This is a genomic window from Campylobacter estrildidarum (assembly GCF_005406205.1).
In the GTDB taxonomy this organism is placed as follows: Bacteria; Campylobacterota; Campylobacteria; order Campylobacterales; family Campylobacteraceae; genus Campylobacter_D; species Campylobacter_D estrildidarum.
This window is the reverse complement of the sequence record NZ_NXLZ01000004.1, coordinates 90,694-107,802: the sequence shown is the minus strand read 5'-3', so window position 1 is coordinate 107,802 and position 17,109 is coordinate 90,694. Positions and strand designations below refer to the sequence as shown.

Below are 17,109 nucleotides of genomic sequence, written 5' to 3'. Positions count from 1 at the left end.
TAGAATAATAAAAAGGATTTTATTTATGCTAAAAAAAACAAAAATCGTAGCTACAGTTGGGCCAGCAAGTGAAAAAGAAGATGTTTTGCGTCAAATGATTATTAACGGTGTAAATGTTTTTCGTTTAAATTTTTCTCATGGAACTCATGAATACCATAAAAATAATCTTGAATCCATACGAAAAGTTGCAAAAGAACTGAATGTCCGCATAGGAATTTTGCAAGATATTAGTGGTCCTAAAATTCGCACAGGAGAGCTAAAAACTCCCTTTGAACTTAAAAAGAATGATAAGCTTGACTTTTATCGTGAAAAAATTATAGGGGAGCAAATCACAAACAATCACTATAAAATCAGCATCAATCAAAGTGAAATCTTAAATATGCTTAAGCTTGACGAATATATATATTTATACGATGGATCTATTCGAGCTAAAGTAACTGCTATTGATTCTGAAAAAATTGAAACCGTTATCGAAAATGATGGTTTTTTAAATTCAAATAAAGGTATTAATTTTCCAAACACTAAGATTAACATAGATGTAATTACTAAAAAAGATAGGGATGATTTAATTTGGGGGATACAAAATGAAGTCGACTTTCTTGCCATTTCTTTTGTACAAAATGCTCATGATATCAATCAAGTGCGTGAAATTCTTATAAAAAACAATGCAAAAATAGCTATTTTTGCTAAAATAGAAAAATTTGATGCGGTTGAAAATATAGATGAAATTATAGCCTCAAGTGATGGTATTATGGTTGCACGTGGAGATTTAGGCATAGAAGTGCCTTACTATAAAGTTCCTAATATCCAAAAAGAAATTATTCATAAGGCTAATAATGCTTCCAAACCTGTTATTACAGCTACACAAATGCTTTTTTCTCTTGCAAAAAGCAAAACCGCAACAAGGGCTGAGATTTCCGACGTTGCCAATGCAGTATTAGATGGCAGTGATGCAGTTATGCTTAGTGAAGAAAGTGCTGTAGGTATAGATCCCGCTAATGCGGTTGATATAATGTGTCAAACTATTATAGAAACTGAAAAACATTATCCTTACAATAAATTTAACGATTTTGAAAATCTAGACAATACAGATAAAGTTATGCGTTCTTCAGCTAATCTTGCCAATAATTTAAACACCAGTGCGATTTTTTCTCTTACGAGTAGTGGTAAATCCGCACTAAAAATTTCAAGATATCGACCCAATATGGAAATTATAGCTGTTGGTCATTCTGAAAAAACTCTTAATTCTTTAAGTATAGTTTGGGGAGTTAATCCTGCTATTTTGATCAATAAAAGTAGCGCTTTAACAGAATTATTAAAAGATGCAGTAAAATCGGCTGTAGAAAAAGGTTTTATTAAAGAAGATAAATGCTATTTACTCACTGCAGGTTTTCCAACAGGAATTGAAGGAACAAGTAATCTTATAAGAATACTAGAAAAAGAGCAAATATCTTATTATTTAAAATAATTTTAAAAGAATTAATTAAAAAATATATTAAAATATAAAATTTTATTTAAAAAAACCGATATAAAAAGTAACCTCACAATAAAGGAGCTAAGATGCAAGTGAATGCTTATTCAAATATCGCTAGCATGACGCAAACACAAGTTAGCAATAAAAAGGCAGATGAAGATGCTAAAAAAAATACGAAAGATACAAATGTCCAAAGTGCGAATTCAAGTAAAGATATAAACAAAAATACTCTTGAAAAATTAAACGCACTTGGAGGAAAAGGTATTACTCAACTTTATCTAGTGCAATTTCAGCAACAGACCATGAATACAGTTTTTGGAACAAGCAGTGCTCAAGCTGGAATTAATGCGCTTTTAGGTGGAGGTGATTTAAATACTGCTGAGTCCATTCTCTCAAATATTGATTTTGCATCTTTAGGTTATAGTGGTAAAAATCCACTTTCTATGAACGCTGATGAGCTAAAGCAGCTTGTAAGCGAAGACGGATTTTTCGGTATTGAAAATACAGCAAATCGTATTGCTGATTTTGTAATCAATGGTGCTGGAAATGATGTTGACAAACTCAAAGAAGGACTTGAGGGTATAAAAAAAGGTTTTGAGCAAGCAGAAAAAATGTGGGGTGACAAGCTTCCTCAAATCAGCCAAGATACTATGGAGGCGGCAATCAAAAAAGTTACCGATCGTATCGATGAACTTGGAGGGAAGACTTTAGATCTTCAAGCCTAATTAAAGATGTTTGGTTTTTTCCAAACATCTTTAATTTTAATCTTTAATATCAAAGGTAAAAAATTCACTCTTAAAATCATTAGGTAAGGTTTTGTACTGTGACATTGCAGCTTCATAATTTTGTACTTCTTGATAAAGCAAACCTAATGCAGCTTTACTTTCTTTATTATTTTTATCGCTAAATTTTGAAAGTTGAAGAAGTGCTATAGCTGAATTTGGATTATTTGCTCCTATAGCAGCTACTGCAGCTAAAAATAAAGTTCTACTATCTTTAATTTTTAAATCATCAATTAATACATTATAAAGTGCATAAGACTCTTGATATTGTTGTGCAAATATGTCCAAATACGCTAGAGTTTGAATAACGCCTTCACTCTTAAATTTTGAAGTATTCATCAATTCTTTAAATTTATTTCTTTCCAAATTTAAAAGTCCTGAAATGTGCATTAAACTAACGTACAGCTCCCTTGCAATATTAGGTCCTCCAAAAACATTCCGATAATCAATTTTTAAATTTTTAAAATGAATTTGTGCATTTTGCGCATATTCTTTAATATTAAAATTTGAATTTAAAGAGTTAAAATATAAAATATTTGCAACAATATCTTGCGGCAACTCTGATCTTAATTTAGCAATTTTTACATCTACTTGATTATTAAGATTATTGTTTTTAGCAATAATAGCTTCAAAAATAAGACTTAATGGCGTTTCTTTTTTATTACTTTCATCTAAATAAGGCAACATAGAAACATAATCACTATTAGCTAAAAATAACATACTCTTTTGCATGGTATTAGAATTAGTATCAGCACTCATATTTTCAAGAATCTCATTATAAAGTTTAGTTGTATCCAAATCACTTAATTTACCACACAACATTGCAAATACACCCGCTAAATAATTTTTAGGATTTAGATGATAAGAACTAGAAAAATATTTATAAGCGAGCTCATAATTTTGCATTTGCGCATAAGTTAAAGCTAAGTTATACTGCAAAATACTATGTTCTGGATAGCTATTTAATAAATTTTGAAATTCTTCATTTGCAAGTCTTAACTGCTGATTAAGTGCATGATTAATAACATTGGCGATTTTAATATTAGTAGAAGATAAAGTTTTGCTTATAGTTAAATAATTTTTAGAATTTGCACCATCATCAATAAAATCTACAATATTAGCTTTTTCTATATAAAGTGATGCCTGTTTAGAATCAAATACTTGATAAGGAGCATAATAAAAAAGCAAATCAAATTGATTTTTGGTTTTTTTTAGTATATCTTTAGAAAAATTATTCTGTGCTATAGAAATATCAAATAAATTCTTATTTAAACGTGTCTTAATCTTATATGTACCCAGAACTTTATATTTATTTTCATCATTATTTTTATATATATTTTGCAAACGCGTAAGCATATTTTGATAATCGCCCGTTTTTATATCCACTAAAGTTAAGGCAGCCAAGCTTTGATTAAAATCTCTTTCAATTTTCATAGCTGTATTTAAAAAAGTTTTAGCTTTATCATATTCTCCCATTCTAGCATATAAAAGACCTAAAGAAAGACTTGATTCAAAATTCCCTTGTGTATTTAATTGCTGCACTGCCTTTGCATCAAAATCCATTTTTGCATAGATTTTAGCTGATAAGTACTTAGCTGTATCTATGTAAGGTTCAATATTGACTTGTTGAAACATTTGTAAAGCTTCTGGATAATATCCTTTATAATAATCTATCAAAGCTAAATAATAATTGTATAATTTAGATTTTCCTTCTTTTGAGAGATAAACTTCTGCCAAATCTATGTAATATTTAAATTTTTCTTTATCGCCAAGCTTTAAAGCACAAACTGCAGCATTTATAGCCGATACACTTTGATTTTCTCCACTTGCTATGGCTTTTTTAAAACTTTCAAACGCTTCATTGAGCTTTCCCTCATTCATTTGAGAAACACCTAGATTGTAATTTGATAAAGACTCATTATAAATAGCAACTTGTTTATAAATTCTTAAAGCCTGATCAATTTCTCCTCTAAAATAAAGTGCATTAGCCTTTTGTATCATCTCATCAATTTTTGACATATCATGATTATATTTATAGGATTCATCTGGAACAATATCAGGTTGCTCTACAGGTTTTGAAGCAATAATATCGGGTTTTATATTTCCTTCACTAAAAATTAAATAAAAAAGAGTAAATACCAAAATACAAATTAAGAAAGTAGATGCGCCTACAAGCGAGATAAATTTTCTATCTTTATACCAAGGGATAAATTGTTCCTTATCTTTAACCTCTTCATCGGTAGGAGGCGGAGTATCTTCAGGAGCACTCTCTCGAGTAAAGTTAAAACCGGTATCACTATTTTCGCTAGAAGATTCTTCTGATAATGATAAAAATTCTTCGTCTTCAGGGGCTTGTCCTTCTTGACCCTTAAAATCACCTAAACTCTCATCAAGTCTTTCCTTATTTAAATTATCTTCGGATTCTTCTAATACAATATCTTCTTTTTCAGCCATTTATTTTCTCTAAAAATATTTTCTTAAAACATCAGGAATGATGATTTTTCCATCTCTATCTTGATAATTTTCCATTATTGCAACCAAAGTTCTACCTACAGCCAATGAAGAGCCATTTAAAGTATGGACTAATTCGTTTTTACCCTGATCGTTTTTATAGCGAATTTTAGCACGTCTTGCTTGAAAATCGCGACAATTTGAAACAGAGCTAATTTCACGATATTTATTTTGAGAAGGAATCCAAACTTCAAGATCAATTGTTTTTGCAGCACTAAAACCCAAATCTCCGGTACAAAGCATTAAATGTCTATGAGCCAATCCTAAAGAACTTAACAAATCGCTGGCACATTCAACCATTTCATTAAACACACTATCACTCTGTTCAGGTTTTGTAATACTAACAAGTTCTACTTTTTCAAATTGATGTTGACGGATAATTCCTCTAGTATCACGCCCTGCACTACCTGCTTCTTTTCTAAAACAAGCACTATAACAAGTCATTTTAATCGGTAAATTTTCACTTGCTAAAATTTCTCCACTATAAAGATTGGTTACTGGAATTTCAGAAGTTGAAATAAGATACAAATCTTCATCTTCCACTTTATACATATCGTCTTTAAATTTTGGCAATTGTCCTGTTCCAAACATAGTAGCACTATTAACCAAATAAGGCACATTTACAAAGTTAAATCCTCTGCTTCTATTAAAGTCTATCATATAATTTACCAAAGCTCGGCTTAATAAAGCTCCTTCGTTCTTAAGCACACAAAAACGGCTTTCAGAAATTTTAACCCCTCTAACAAAATCAAGCCAATCCAAATTTTCACCTAAATCATGGTGTTCTTTTGGCTCAAAATCAAAATTAGGCGGTGTAAGAACTTTTTTTATCTCAACATTTTCATCTTCATCTTCACCTATAGGGACAATATTATCAGGAATATTTGGAATACTATGTGCAATATTTTCAAGTTTATCCTCTAAAATATTAACTTTTTGATTTTGCTCATTGATTTTATTTTTATTTTCGCTTAGTTTTACTTTTAAATCTTCTTTATCTTGAGCATTAACAAGCTCTTTACTGAATTTATTTTGAAAGGCTTGCAATTCTTCTAAAGCAGTTTTTTCCTTTTTCAATTCAATAAAAATTTCAGCAAGTTGTTTGAGTAAATTTTCATCTACCTTTTTATTTTTTAGCTTTTTAGCCACCTCATCAAAATTATTTTGTAAATTTTTTAAATCTAGCATTCTTACTCCTTATAAGCCTATTTTATCATAAATTTTTTGCATTTTTTCTCGGGCTATATTTTTGGCCTTATTAGCACCAAAATTTAAAATTTCTTTCAAATACGAAGGTTTTTCTAAAAATTCATTATATTTTTGCCTTGCATCTTGAAAATAATCATTAATGAGTTCATTTAAATATGCTTTAAAATGCCCGTAGCCTTCACCTCCTTTTAGGTAACGATCTTGTAAATCTTTTTCTCTTTCTTTATCTAAAAATAACTTTGCTATTTTAAAAACATTACATTCTTCGGAATTTTTAGGTTCTTCTAAAGGCGTACTATCGGTTATTATAGATGAAATTTGTTTTTTTAAAGTTTTTTCATTGCTAAAAATATCTATAGTGTTTTTATAAGATTTACTCATTTTAGCTCCATCAGTCCCTACAATAACGGCAAGATCTTTGTTGATTTTAGCTTCAGGTAGAATAAAAATTTCTCCCCACTCATTATTTATCTTTAAAGCAATATCACGTGCAATTTCTACATGCTGAATTTGATCCTTGCCTACAGGAACAAGTTGAGTATCAAAAAGTAAAATATCTGCTGCCATTAAAACAGGATAAGAAAAAAGTCCATGAGAAGCACTTAGTCCTTTCGCAATTTTATCTTTATAGCTATGCGCACGCTCTAATAAACCCATAGGGGTAAATTGTGATAAAATCCAATAAAGCTCCATCACTTCTTTCACATCGCTTTGTAACCAAAATACACTTTTTTCAGGATCAATACCAAGGCTTAAAAAAGCAGCCGCGGCTTTAAGCGAATTTTCTTTCAATTTTTCCCCATTTTGTAAAGAAGTCATAGCATGATAATTGGCAATAAATATAAACATTTCACTTGTATTTTGCGCATCTATCATTTGTTTGATCGCACCAAAATAATTTCCTATATGCAAATCTCCACTAGGTTGAATTCCGGTTAATACTCTCATTTAAATACCTTTTTTAATTCACTTATAAGCTCATCAATACTTTTATTTTCAATATCCAATATCACATCAGCTTTATCTTCATAAATTTTTATTCTTTCATTATATAACTTTTTTGCTTTAATTTCATCAAAAAATAAAGGTCTTTTAGTAATTTCATCTTTATTTAAACGCTTTTTCAAATACTCAAAATCAGCCCTTAAATAAACACTCGATCCAATTTTTTCCAAATTTTTTACGTTAATAAAACCGCCACCACTTGCAATACAAGTATTTTGACAAAAAATAAAAAAATCAGCTAATTTTTGTTCTTGTTCTCTAAAAAAACACTCGCCTTTATTTTTAAAAATTTCATTAACACTTTGCTTAAATTTCGTCTCAATCAATAAATCGCTGTCTAAAAAAATTCGGTCTAACTCTACAGACAATGCTCTAGCTATAGTGCTCTTTCCGCATCCCATAAAACCGATAAAAATAATATTATCCATTCTCATCATTTTCCTTGCTTCCCTTTTTGCGCGAAGCAATAATTAAAGGCACTCCCTCAAAATCAAATTCTTTTCTTATTTTATTTTGTAAATAACGCTTATAACTAAAATGCAAAGCTTTTGGGCGATTCATAATTAAAGCGATTTTTGGAGGGGCAACATCATATTGCACAGCATAATAAATTTTAACCAATTTTCCATAATCATGTGGCAATGGGTGTGCTTTGGTTGCGCTTTCGATCAAATTATTAAGTTTTGAAGTTGGGATTTTTTGTATGAAATTTTCAAAAACTTGTAAAATTTTATCAAGTATTACATGCACTCTCTTACCACTTAAAGCTGAAACACTAACAATAGGCGCATGGGCTAAAAATTTAAAACGATCAAGTTTTAATTCCTTAACCGTTTTATCAAAATCAAGCTCACTTTTATCCCATTTATTTAAAACTATAATAACACCTAAATAATATTTTGCAATAAGCCCTGCTATTCTTTCATCAAGTTCATTAAAGCCTTCATCTGCATCTAAAACCAAAAGTGCGATTTGAGAATTTTGCAAAATTTTTTCAGTACGATTTAAAGCAAATCTTTCTAACCCTTGAATTTTTCCACGTTTTCTAATACCTGCAGTATCTACAAATTCTATTGTTTTATCTTGATGAGTTATAGCTTCATTTACAGGATCGATTGTAGTTCCAGCTATACTACTAACGACGCTACGTTCTTGTTTGACTAAAGCATTTAAAAGGCTTGATTTTCCAACATTAACACGACCTACAATCCCTACTCTAATATGATTTTGATCTATCTCTTTAAATTGCAATTCTTGTTTGTTTTCATCATAATGCTCTAAAAAATCTTCTAAATCTTGCTCTTCATCAGGAACCAAGCTAGTTTCATTTAAAAATTGCTCCAACCAGTCATAAAGCTCATCAAGTCCAATATTGTGTGTTACAGAAATATTAAAAATTTCTTTTACTCCAAAATTTATAAATTCCCAAGCTCTTTCCTCATCTTTTTTATTATCCACTTTATTAATAACCAAAGCTATAGGTTTATTTAATTTTTTTAGAGAATAAAAAAAACTTCTATCTTCTTCATCAAGAGTTAATTTTCCATCAACTAAGTAAAGAATAATATCACTTTCTTTAGCAACTTTTAAAGTATTTTTTTTAACATTTTTAAAAAGCTCATCACTCTCATCAAGACCACCACTATCAATAATAAAAGCTTTTTTAGAACCGATATCAACCTCTGTTTTATTTGTATCTCTAGTTGTACCTGAAATTTCACTTGTAATTGCTATTCTTTTTTTTGCCATTCTATTAAAAAGACTTGATTTGCCAACATTAGGTTTACCTACAAGTATAATACTTTGCATTTCTTTCCTAAAAAATTTTATTTTTAAGAAAAATTATATAAAATTTGCCTTAATATTAAGCAAAAAAGACTAGAATTAATCAAGGAATAAAAATGCTAAAAATTATCAAGCATAACTTAGGAATTTATTTTATGCTTTTAGCTTGTCTAGATTTTACTCTTATGGGGGCTTGTGCTAAAATTCTAAGTCAAGAAATAAGCTCAATTGAAATTATGTTTTTTAGAAATATCATAGGAGTTGTGTTTATACTCTGGTTATTAAAACACTCAAAAGTTCATAAAGATGGTGGGCATTTTTGGCTCTTAGCGTTTCGCGGAATCGTAGGAACACTATCTCTTTATATGTTTTTTTATAATGTTTCCAATATAACCTTAGGAGGTGCTTTTGCCTTTCAAAAAACATCTCCAATTTTTATCACTTTAATTGCTTTTGTTTTTTTTAAAGAAAATATAGGAAAAAAAGGTTGGCTTGGAATATTTATTGCTTTTTTAGGGATGCTTTTAATCACTCAACCTTGGGCTGATCAAGCTTACCACTCTGGTTTTGATCTTAAAAATTCTATTATAGGTATTACAAGTGGATTTTTAGCAGCATTGGCACTCACTAGCGTTAGAAAATTAAGGCAATTTTATACTACAGAACAAATTGCATTTTCTTTTATTTTTCTTGGAACTCTTATGCCTTTAATTTCAATGATTGGTGCTGAATTTTTAGAACCTGAAAAATTACATTCTTTACATTTAGATTTTATTTTGGCTCCTTTTATAATGCCTAGCTTTAAAGCTTGGATAATCATTCTTATTATGGGAATTTTAGGCACTATTTATCAAATTCATATTACAAAAGCCTATGGTATAGCCAAACAAGCTGGTATTGTCGCGGGTGTGAGTTATTTTGATGTGATTTTTAGTTTAATTGTTGGATTAATTTTGGGCGATAATTTACCAAGCACTATGGTTTTTTTAGGTATAATAGGGATAATTTGCGGAGGATTAATTTTAGTAGTAAAAGGAAAAAAATGAAAAAGATGGTATTAATCGCTGGTCCTTGTGTTATAGAAAGTAAAGATTTAGTATTTAAAGTTGCTGAACAACTTAAAAATTTTAACGAAAATGAAAATATAGAATTTTATTTCAAATCAAGCTTTGACAAAGCTAATCGAACGAGTATTGATTCTTTTCGTGGCCCTGGAATCGAAGAAGGACTTAAAATTTTACAAGATATAAAAAATGAATTTAATATGAAAATATTAACCGATATTCACGAGAGTTATCAAGCACCTATTGTAGGTGAAGTGGTCGATGTACTTCAAATTCCAGCATTTTTATGTCGCCAAACTGACTTACTTGTTGCAGCCGCTAAAACTAAGGCGAAAGTCAACATAAAAAAAGGGCAATTTTTAAATCCAAGTGATATGAAATATAGCGTGAAAAAAATTCTTCAAACTAGAGGTATAAATGAAGAAGGCTATGAAGTAGCCAAACAAAATGGTGTATTTATTGCCGAAAGAGGCTCTAGTTTTGGTTATGGAAATTTAGTTGTTGATATGAGATCCTTAGTGATTATGCGTGAATTTGCTCCAGTGGTGTTTGACGCAACCCATAGTGTGCAAATGCCAGGAGCTAGTGGTGGAAAAAGCGGTGGAAAAAGTGAATTTGTAGAACCTTTAGCTAGAGCAGCGGCAGCCGTTGGCGTAGATGGATTCTTCTTTGAAACGCACATAAATCCTTGCGAAGCTTTGTGTGATGGACCTAATATGCTCGAAATTTCACGTCTTAAAAATTGCGTTGAAACACTTTTACAGATACAAAATACTATAAAAAAGGATGTTAAATGAAGATTATTGAAGGAAAACTTAGTCTAAATTCTAATGAAAAAATCGCGATCATTAATGCAAGATTTAATCATATAATTACCGATCGTCTTGTAGAAGGAGCAAAAGATGCCTTCTTAAGACATGGTGGAAAAGAAGAAAATTTAAGTCTTATCCTTGTTCCTGGTGCTTTTGAGCTCCCTTTTATCTTAAAAAAAGCTTTAGAAAGTCAAAAATTCGACGCCATTTGTTGTATAGGTGCTGTGATTAGGGGATCAACTCCACATTTTGATTATGTTGCTGCAGAAACTACAAAAGGTATTGCTAATGTAAGTTTAAACCATAATATTCCTGTAAGTTTTGGCGTACTCACCACTGATACAATAGAACAAGCCATAGAAAGAGCAGGAAGCAAAGCTGGAAATAAAGGTTTTGAAGCTATGACAACCGTGATTGAAATGCTTAATTTAAGCAGGGAAATTTAATGGCGACACGTCATCAAGTAAGGCAAAGTGTTATTTCTTTACTCTATGCTTTAGAGATGAATGAAAAAAATGATAATTTTATTGATGATTATCTAAATGAAAAAAAAATTCGCAATGAACAAAAAAAATTTACATTGAATTTATATGAAGGAATTTTTCAAAATATCTCAAATATAGATGAATATTTAAACTCCTGTTTAAAAGAAAATGAAATTACTAAATTGGGTTGTATAGAAAGAGCTATATTAAGACTTGGAGCTTATGAGTTGCTTTTTACCGATACACCTAGTGCTATAGTGATTAATGAAGCTATAGAATTGGCAAAAGAATTAGCAAATGACAACTCCCCTAAATTTATCAATGGAGTTTTAGATACTCTAATTAAGGTCAAAAAATGAAACTTTGCGTTGCATTGGATTTAGCTACAAAAGAAGAATGTCTTAATATAGCCAAAGATTTAAAAAATTTAGATCTCTGGCTAAAAGTAGGTTTAAGAGCATACTTAAGAGATGGTTTTAGATTTATAGAAGATCTTAAAACAATAAGCGAATTTAAGATTTTTTTAGATCTAAAAATTCACGATATTCCAAATACAATGGCAGATGCTTGTGAAGAAATTGCTAAACTTGGGGTTGATATGATAAATATCCACGCAAGTGCTGGAAATATAGCTATGCAAGAAGTAATGAATAGGCTAAATAAATTCTCTAAGCGTCCTTTGGTATTAGCAGTTTCTGCGCTTACTAGTTTTGATGAAGAAAATTTTTTTAATATTTATAAGCAAAAAATCAACGAAGCTGTGATTAATTTTGCTAAAATGTCTAATCATAGCGGACTTGATGGTATGGTTTGTTCTGTTTTTGAAAGTAAAAATATCAAAGAAAATACTCGTCAAGATTTTTTAACTCTAACACCAGGAATTCGTCCTTTCGGAGAATGCAATGATGATCAAAAACGTGTTGCTGATTTAATAATGGCTAAAAAAAATAAAAGTGATTTTATAGTTGTAGGGCGTCCTATTTACAAAGATAAAAATCCTAGAATGATTTGTGAAAAAATTTTGGAGAATATCAATGGATAAAAACAAAATTGACGAAAAAGACTTGGAACAAACTTATGAAGATAATCAAAAAGAAGAATGGGATATTTGTAAAAATTTTGAAGAATGGATTAAAACGCAACCCGATAAAGAAAAGGCTTTAAAAGAATTTTATATAAAGTGTGGGATTAAATATTGAGTTATCAGCAATTAGAATGTGATTATTTTAATCTTTATAATCAATTTATAAGCGTTGATTTTACAATTTCACTTGAAAAAAACAATAGAATACTTGTAAAAGATTTTGTATTTTTTTATCATCAAATTTTAAAACAAAAAGACTTAAATTATCTATTTGGAGTAAGAAACAAAATTGCCTTAAAGGTTCAAAACTATATGCAAAAATATTCCATAATGCCTAAAAATCTGCATGTTTCTTGTTTAAGAGAAAACAAACACATTGAGTTTTTTGAAATGCTTTACAAAGCATTAGTTTATTTTGTTGCTTTTAGACAAAAACTAAACGGGAAACAAAAAATTCAAATTCTCATTTCAAGTATTGATGAAAGTTTTGGATATCATTTTTTAATTGAAAATTTTCAAAATTTAAAACATTTTCAAGAAAGTGATATTTTAACACTTCCTGAAAGATGTCTTAACCATTTCCACTTGGCTATGGTTCATTTATGTATTATAATACTTAATCCTCTTAATTTAAAAGATTATAATCGGCATCTTGATAAAGCTATTAACTACTTAATCGATGGAACTTTTAATATTTATGAAATTATTTTAAAAGAATATTCTGTATTATACCCAAAAGATAAAAACTTAAAACAAGATCTTTTACAACTTAAAGAATTAGAATTTAAAACTCTGATACAAGAAATCTCTAAAATAAAATTAATCAATAATTATAAGGAGCTTTGTAGAGAAATACTTTATAATTTAGAACTTGAAAAAATAATTTAAAAGTTAATCCTATATTAGTCTTATCATGCTTTAATAGTAAAAATTTTTAATAAGGAAAAATTATGAATATTACACCTGAATATTTATATCAAAAAAGAAGAAAATTTTTAAAATTAGGCATTGGAGCATTCGTCAGTTCAACTTTAATTGGTTCTAAACTTTCTGCTTTAAATTTTATCAAAGATAAAAATCTTGACAATTTAAAAATAAGTGACGAAGAACTAGCAACAAATTATGTCAATTTTTATGAATTTTCCACCGATAAACGAAAAGCTGTATCTTTGGCTCAAAATTTTAATACTCAAAATTGGAAAGTTGAGATAAGTGGAGAAATTGAAAAGCCCATAACTCTAAATATGGAAGATATATTAAAATTTCCTTTAGAAGAAAGAATCTATCGATTTCGTTGTGTTGAAACTTGGTCTATGGTTGTTCCTTGGGTAGGTTTTGAACTACGTCATCTAATAGAAATGGTAAAACCTACAAATAAAGCAAAATTTGTTAAATTTACCACACTTTTAGACAAAAATCAATTTCCTGATCAAGCTGCACTCTTTCCAACTATAGATTATCCTTATGTTGAAGGACTTAGAATAGATGAAGCGATGCATCCACTAACCTTACTTGCTGTAGGAATGTATAAAAAACCTTTAAAGCCGCAAAATGGAGCTCCTATACGTTTAGTTGTTCCTTGGAAATATGGCTTTAAAAGTATCAAATCAATTGTAAAAATTGAATTTGTAAAAGATCAACCTCGTACAACTTGGCAAAATTATGCTCCAAGCGAATATGGTTTTTATGCTAATGTCAATCCAAATGTATCTCACCCAAGATGGTCTCAAGCCAACGAAAGAGCTTTGGGAGATTTTTTCACAAAGCCTACTTTAATGTTCAATGGCTATGAAAAAGAAGTTGCTAAACTCTATGAAGGTATGGACTTAAGGATTAATTTTTAATGCGTAAATATTTCAATCTCCTTGCTTTCATATTTTTCCTAGCAAGTTTGATTTATTCTTTTCATAGGATTATAAAAGCCTTTGATTTTGTAAAAGAAATTTATTTTTATACAGGAATTTTTGCTTTAATATTTCTTAATTTAAGCTTGTTTTTTTCCTTGTTTAAATTCAAACAAACAAAAGATTATCCTAAAATTTTAGGATTTTTCGCAATTTTTTGGAGTATTATTCATTTTTTAAACTATTTTATTTTTGACAGAAATGCTCAAATTCCAAGACTTTTAAATGATATTTTATATCATATTTTGGAAACAACTGGATTTATAGCTTTCGTTGTTCTTTGTTTGATGTTTTTAAGCTCTTTTAAATTCTTTAAAAAATTATGCAAGATAAGAAAATTAGGATACTTATGCTTAATCATTGCAAGTTATCATTATTTTTTAAGTCCTAAAATTCCTATGTTTTGGGAATGGACTGCTTTAATAATTGCAATCATTTATTTTATTTTACGCTATATTAAAAACCTACGATTTTACTTTTATCAAAACTGGAATTAAGTTCTTTTTGTATGCTTTCTAGAAAATCTTGCATATGAAAAATTCCTTCTTTAGAAATTGCAACCTTTAATGCTGTATTCTTTATAACCATCAAAATTTGAGCTCCGCTTAATTCATAATTAGCTAAAACATTAATATCAAATTTTTTATCAAATTCGGCTTTTTTAGGTAAAAATTTTTCCCACATTTTTAACCTGTCCTTAAAATCTGGCTTTTTAAATTCAATTTTATAATCAAATCTTCTTGAAAATGCTGTATCTAAGCTTTCTAAAAAATTTGTAGTTGCAATAATTACTCCACTAAAACGCTCAATCTGCTCTAAAAAGATATTCTGCATTTGATTGTGCATCTTATCACTTCCTGCGCTACCTTCAACTCTTGTACTTAAAAATTGATCTGCTTCATTGAGCAATAAAATAGGACTTTGTTTACAAGTTTGTACTATATTTTTATAAGTATCAAAAATTTTTCTAACATTTTGCTCACTCTCTCCCACCCATTTGCTAAGGATTTTAGAGCAATCAAAGCTAAGAACCGATTTTTTCATTGACTTTGCCATAGCTAAGGCTGACATAGTTTTTCCTGTACCAGCAGGCCCATAAAAAATAATTTTTGCTTCTATATTTTTACTACTCTTTATACCCCACAAATTTAGTCTTTCAAGCACTTTTTTATCCTGTTGCTTTAAAATACTTTCCAAAAGCTCTTTTGTATTTTGTGGCATAATAATATCGTTAATATTAACTCTTGGTTCTATAAGCTCAAAAATATCTTGTTCTTTTAATACATTTTCTATTTTTACCTTTTTGCCTTGTTTTGGTTCAAAATTAATCACTCTTTGTAAAATTTCATCTGTAATAAAAAAACTTTTCGAAATATCTCCAAAAGAATTTAAATATTCATCATACTCTATTAAATTTAAGAGCGGAGAATTTTCTTGTAATAATCTTTTATTCTTATGTTTATCAAGCTCATCTTCACTGATAAGAGATAATAAAAAATTCATTTCTCTAAAAGTAGAATTTTCATTACTTAAAAGATACTCCTCTCTTAAAAGAGTTAAAAAAATAATTTGCTCTTTATGGTCAAGATCAAATTCTTTAAAAATATCTGATAGAACATTGTAAAATTTACTTTTTCTCAAACGTTCCTTAATATAATTTTCGCAAAGTTTAATCTGCTCTTTTAGTTCGCTATTATAAGCACTTTTTCTAATAAAACTTAGTCTCTCATAAAGCTCAATACGTGTAAATTCATCTTTAAGATACTCTAAATAATCATTATAAGCTTCTTTTTTGCTAAAATCTAAATTAGGTTTAGATTCTAAAAATTCTAAAAAATATTCACTTAAACTCAAATCACATTGTAATAAATTTAATGTTAAGCCTTGATTTTTATTACCTTCTATGCTCTTAAAAAAACTAGAATTTTGATTTACAAAACCCCTCTCTATCAATTTCTTTAAATCATTTAAAACATCTAAATATGCATACTTCTTTACACCGAAAATATTAGATAATAAAGTAAAAGTATTAACCGAATTAACAGAAATAACATAATTTTTACAAAGCTCTCTTAAAATTAAAGCTTCATTTTTAGAGCACTTAAGCTCTTTGTAAATTTGAGTTTTTTCTATAATTTCTAAATTTAAAAATTCTTTTAATTTAAACATTACTTTTTAAATTCCCCTATTTCATTTTTAAAAAAATCTATACAAATATTTTCATCTAAAAAATGATTCTCGAAAGGCAAATAGCAAATTTTAAATCCATAAGGAGTCAATAAAAAATTATTGTTAAAACCAATTTGTTCAACATCTTCAAAACATTCATTACAAAAATTTTTAAGTTTTTGATGCAAAAGATCCAAAAATTTTCTATTTTTTACATCGTATAAATCATCTAAATTTACAAAAATATCCCTTTTTGTATCATAAACAAAATTATTAAGTTCTAAAATCGGACGTTCCATTTCATCTTCATAAAAATAATATTGTTCTTGAATGCTTAGCTTTCCATCTTTATAAAATACAGGTTTTTGAAAAATTTGCTCAAAATCAAAATAATGTTGACTAAGGTTATGAAAACTTTTAAATTGGTTATTATTTAAAAAATCTAAGCTACTTTTAATTTTAATATTATTTTGATTCTCAATCAAACATAAAGTTGCAGAACCTAAAACCTGAGCTTTAAATTTCTTTTTACCCAACATCAATTCTTTTGAGTTGTTTATTGTGTAAATATCATTATGATCTTTCCAAATTTTTGAATTTTTAAAAATAGAAATTTCTTTAATTTTGTTATGATCACTTAAAACTATAAAACTTGGACTTGTTTGATTAATATCTTTATCAAATACAGATATAAAAGGAGGGTCTTTATAAATGACAGCAAAAATTTGCTTATCTTGCAAATCATAAAAATAAACTTCTCCTTTATAGTTTTTGGAGAAAAGCAAACTGATCGTAAAAAATAAAAATAAAAAAAATTTCAAAATT

General features: G+C 28.6%; 16 protein-coding genes and 1 pseudogene. 10 read left to right on the top strand and 7 right to left on the bottom strand.

Features of this window, described 5'->3' with window-relative positions; translation table 11 throughout:
- Nucleotides 1-25 precede the first annotated feature (25 nt).
- Together pyk and CQA69_RS03510 are read left to right on the top strand one after the other, a co-directional pair.
- Nucleotides 26-1,468: a pyruvate kinase gene (pyk, locus tag CQA69_RS03515; protein ID WP_137620448.1), complete on the top strand. Its 1,443-nt coding sequence runs from the start codon at nucleotides 26-28 to the stop codon at nucleotides 1,466-1,468.
- A 92-nt stretch (nucleotides 1,469-1,560) separates the two neighbouring features.
- Nucleotides 1,561-2,199, top strand: coding sequence for a hypothetical protein (locus CQA69_RS03510; protein WP_137620447.1), 639 nt, complete (start codon nucleotides 1,561-1,563; stop codon nucleotides 2,197-2,199).
- A gap of 36 nt (nucleotides 2,200-2,235) precedes the next feature.
- Here the strand turns inward: CQA69_RS03510 and pflB are convergent, their stop codons facing one another.
- Genes pflB through der form a run of 5 tightly spaced genes read right to left on the bottom strand, consistent with a single transcriptional unit; the run spans nucleotide 2,236 to nucleotide 8,790 of the window.
- A complete protein-coding gene (gene pflB / locus CQA69_RS03505; RefSeq protein ID WP_137620446.1) occupies nucleotides 2,236-4,710 on the bottom strand; it encodes a motility protein PflB in 2,475 nt (824 codons plus the stop codon).
- Between the two features lie 9 nt (nucleotides 4,711-4,719).
- Entirely contained in the window at nucleotides 4,720-5,955 is a 1,236-nt protein-coding gene (serS, locus tag CQA69_RS03500) for a serine--tRNA ligase (protein WP_137620445.1), read from the bottom strand.
- Nucleotides 5,956-5,964: 9 nt separating this feature from the next.
- Nucleotides 5,965-6,924 carry a tryptophan--tRNA ligase gene (gene trpS / locus CQA69_RS03495; protein ID WP_137620444.1) on the bottom strand — a complete coding sequence of 320 codons (960 nt, stop codon included), beginning with the start codon at nucleotides 6,922-6,924 and terminating at the stop codon, nucleotides 5,965-5,967.
- Nucleotides 6,921-7,415: a shikimate kinase gene (locus CQA69_RS03490; protein ID WP_246023110.1), complete on the bottom strand. Its 495-nt coding sequence runs from the start codon at nucleotides 7,413-7,415 to the stop codon at nucleotides 6,921-6,923. Before CQA69_RS03490 ends, trpS begins: the two co-directional genes overlap by 4 nt.
- Nucleotides 7,402-8,790 carry a ribosome biogenesis GTPase Der gene (gene der, locus CQA69_RS03485; protein ID WP_137620442.1) on the bottom strand — a complete coding sequence of 463 codons (1,389 nt, stop codon included), beginning with the start codon at nucleotides 8,788-8,790 and terminating at the stop codon, nucleotides 7,402-7,404. The genes CQA69_RS03490 and der overlap by 14 nt, the downstream gene beginning before the upstream one ends.
- 92 nt (nucleotides 8,791-8,882) lie before the next feature.
- Here der and CQA69_RS03480 point away from each other — a divergent pair, with 92 nt between their 5' ends.
- The 8 genes and pseudogenes from CQA69_RS03480 (at nucleotide 8,883) to CQA69_RS03445 (ending at nucleotide 14,612) form a co-directional block, all read left to right on the top strand.
- Nucleotides 8,883-9,812: a DMT family transporter gene (locus CQA69_RS03480; protein WP_137620441.1), complete on the top strand. Its 930-nt coding sequence runs from the start codon at nucleotides 8,883-8,885 to the stop codon at nucleotides 9,810-9,812.
- Nucleotides 9,809-10,627: a 3-deoxy-8-phosphooctulonate synthase gene (kdsA, locus tag CQA69_RS03475; RefSeq protein ID WP_137620440.1), complete on the top strand. Its 819-nt coding sequence runs from the start codon at nucleotides 9,809-9,811 to the stop codon at nucleotides 10,625-10,627. Before CQA69_RS03480 ends, kdsA begins: the two co-directional genes overlap by 4 nt.
- On the top strand, nucleotides 10,624-11,088 hold the full coding sequence (ribH, locus tag CQA69_RS03470; RefSeq protein ID WP_137620439.1) for a 6,7-dimethyl-8-ribityllumazine synthase: 465 nt from the start codon (nucleotides 10,624-10,626) through the stop codon (nucleotides 11,086-11,088). The genes kdsA and ribH overlap by 4 nt, the downstream gene beginning before the upstream one ends.
- The gene (gene nusB / locus CQA69_RS03465) at nucleotides 11,088-11,486 is read left to right on the top strand and encodes a transcription antitermination factor NusB (RefSeq protein ID WP_137620438.1); all 399 of its coding nucleotides are present in this window, start codon (nucleotides 11,088-11,090) and stop codon (nucleotides 11,484-11,486) included. Before ribH ends, nusB begins: the two co-directional genes overlap by 1 nt.
- Nucleotides 11,483-12,326 (top strand): annotated as a pseudogene (pyrF, locus tag CQA69_RS03460) (orotidine-5'-phosphate decarboxylase). Before nusB ends, pyrF begins: the two are co-directional and overlap by 4 nt.
- On the top strand, nucleotides 12,323-13,099 hold the full coding sequence (locus CQA69_RS03455; protein WP_137620436.1) for a hypothetical protein: 777 nt from the start codon (nucleotides 12,323-12,325) through the stop codon (nucleotides 13,097-13,099). The pseudogene pyrF and the gene CQA69_RS03455 overlap by 4 nt, the downstream one beginning before the upstream one ends.
- Nucleotides 13,100-13,161: 62 nt before the next feature.
- Entirely contained in the window at nucleotides 13,162-14,055 is an 894-nt protein-coding gene (gene msrP, locus CQA69_RS03450; protein WP_137620435.1) for a protein-methionine-sulfoxide reductase catalytic subunit MsrP, read from the top strand.
- Nucleotides 14,055-14,612 carry a ferric reductase-like transmembrane domain-containing protein gene (locus CQA69_RS03445; protein ID WP_137620434.1) on the top strand — a complete coding sequence of 186 codons (558 nt, stop codon included), beginning with the start codon at nucleotides 14,055-14,057 and terminating at the stop codon, nucleotides 14,610-14,612. The genes msrP and CQA69_RS03445 overlap by 1 nt, the downstream gene beginning before the upstream one ends.
- On the opposite strand, the gene CQA69_RS03440 is transcribed toward CQA69_RS03445, so the two are convergent.
- Together CQA69_RS03440 and CQA69_RS03435 are read right to left on the bottom strand one after the other, a co-directional pair.
- The gene (locus CQA69_RS03440; protein ID WP_137620433.1) at nucleotides 14,572-16,284 is read right to left on the bottom strand and encodes an ATP-binding protein; all 1,713 of its coding nucleotides are present in this window, start codon (nucleotides 16,282-16,284) and stop codon (nucleotides 14,572-14,574) included. The two genes, CQA69_RS03445 and CQA69_RS03440, sit on opposite strands and share 41 nt — an antisense overlap.
- Nucleotides 16,284-17,105 carry a hypothetical protein gene (locus CQA69_RS03435; RefSeq protein WP_137620432.1) on the bottom strand — a complete coding sequence of 274 codons (822 nt, stop codon included), beginning with the start codon at nucleotides 17,103-17,105 and terminating at the stop codon, nucleotides 16,284-16,286. The genes CQA69_RS03440 and CQA69_RS03435 overlap by 1 nt, the downstream gene beginning before the upstream one ends.
- Nucleotides 17,106-17,109 lie beyond the last annotated feature (4 nt).

Bases quoted from the DNA above. Each gene is read 5' to 3' on its own strand.
- pyk (WP_137620448.1), top strand. From the start codon at position 26: ATGCTAAAAAAAACAAAAATCGTAGCTACAGTTGGGCCAGCAAGTGAA.
- CQA69_RS03510 (WP_137620447.1), top strand. From the start codon at position 1,561: ATGCAAGTGAATGCTTATTCAAATATCGCTAGCATGACGCAAACACAA.
- pflB (WP_137620446.1), bottom strand. From the start codon at position 4,710: ATGGCTGAAAAAGAAGATATTGTATTAGAAGAATCCGAAGATAATTTA.
- serS (WP_137620445.1), bottom strand. From the start codon at position 5,955: ATGCTAGATTTAAAAAATTTACAAAATAATTTTGATGAGGTGGCTAAA.
- trpS (WP_137620444.1), bottom strand. From the start codon at position 6,924: ATGAGAGTATTAACCGGAATTCAACCTAGTGGAGATTTGCATATAGGA.
- CQA69_RS03490 (WP_246023110.1), bottom strand. From the start codon at position 7,415: ATGAGAATGGATAATATTATTTTTATCGGTTTTATGGGATGCGGAAAG.
- der (WP_137620442.1), bottom strand. From the start codon at position 8,790: ATGCAAAGTATTATACTTGTAGGTAAACCTAATGTTGGCAAATCAAGT.
- CQA69_RS03480 (WP_137620441.1), top strand. From the start codon at position 8,883: ATGCTAAAAATTATCAAGCATAACTTAGGAATTTATTTTATGCTTTTA.
- kdsA (WP_137620440.1), top strand. From the start codon at position 9,809: ATGAAAAAGATGGTATTAATCGCTGGTCCTTGTGTTATAGAAAGTAAA.
- ribH (WP_137620439.1), top strand. From the start codon at position 10,624: ATGAAGATTATTGAAGGAAAACTTAGTCTAAATTCTAATGAAAAAATC.
- nusB (WP_137620438.1), top strand. From the start codon at position 11,088: ATGGCGACACGTCATCAAGTAAGGCAAAGTGTTATTTCTTTACTCTAT.
- msrP (WP_137620435.1), top strand. From the start codon at position 13,162: ATGAATATTACACCTGAATATTTATATCAAAAAAGAAGAAAATTTTTA.
- CQA69_RS03445 (WP_137620434.1), top strand. From the start codon at position 14,055: ATGCGTAAATATTTCAATCTCCTTGCTTTCATATTTTTCCTAGCAAGT.
- CQA69_RS03440 (WP_137620433.1), bottom strand. From the start codon at position 16,284: ATGTTTAAATTAAAAGAATTTTTAAATTTAGAAATTATAGAAAAAACT.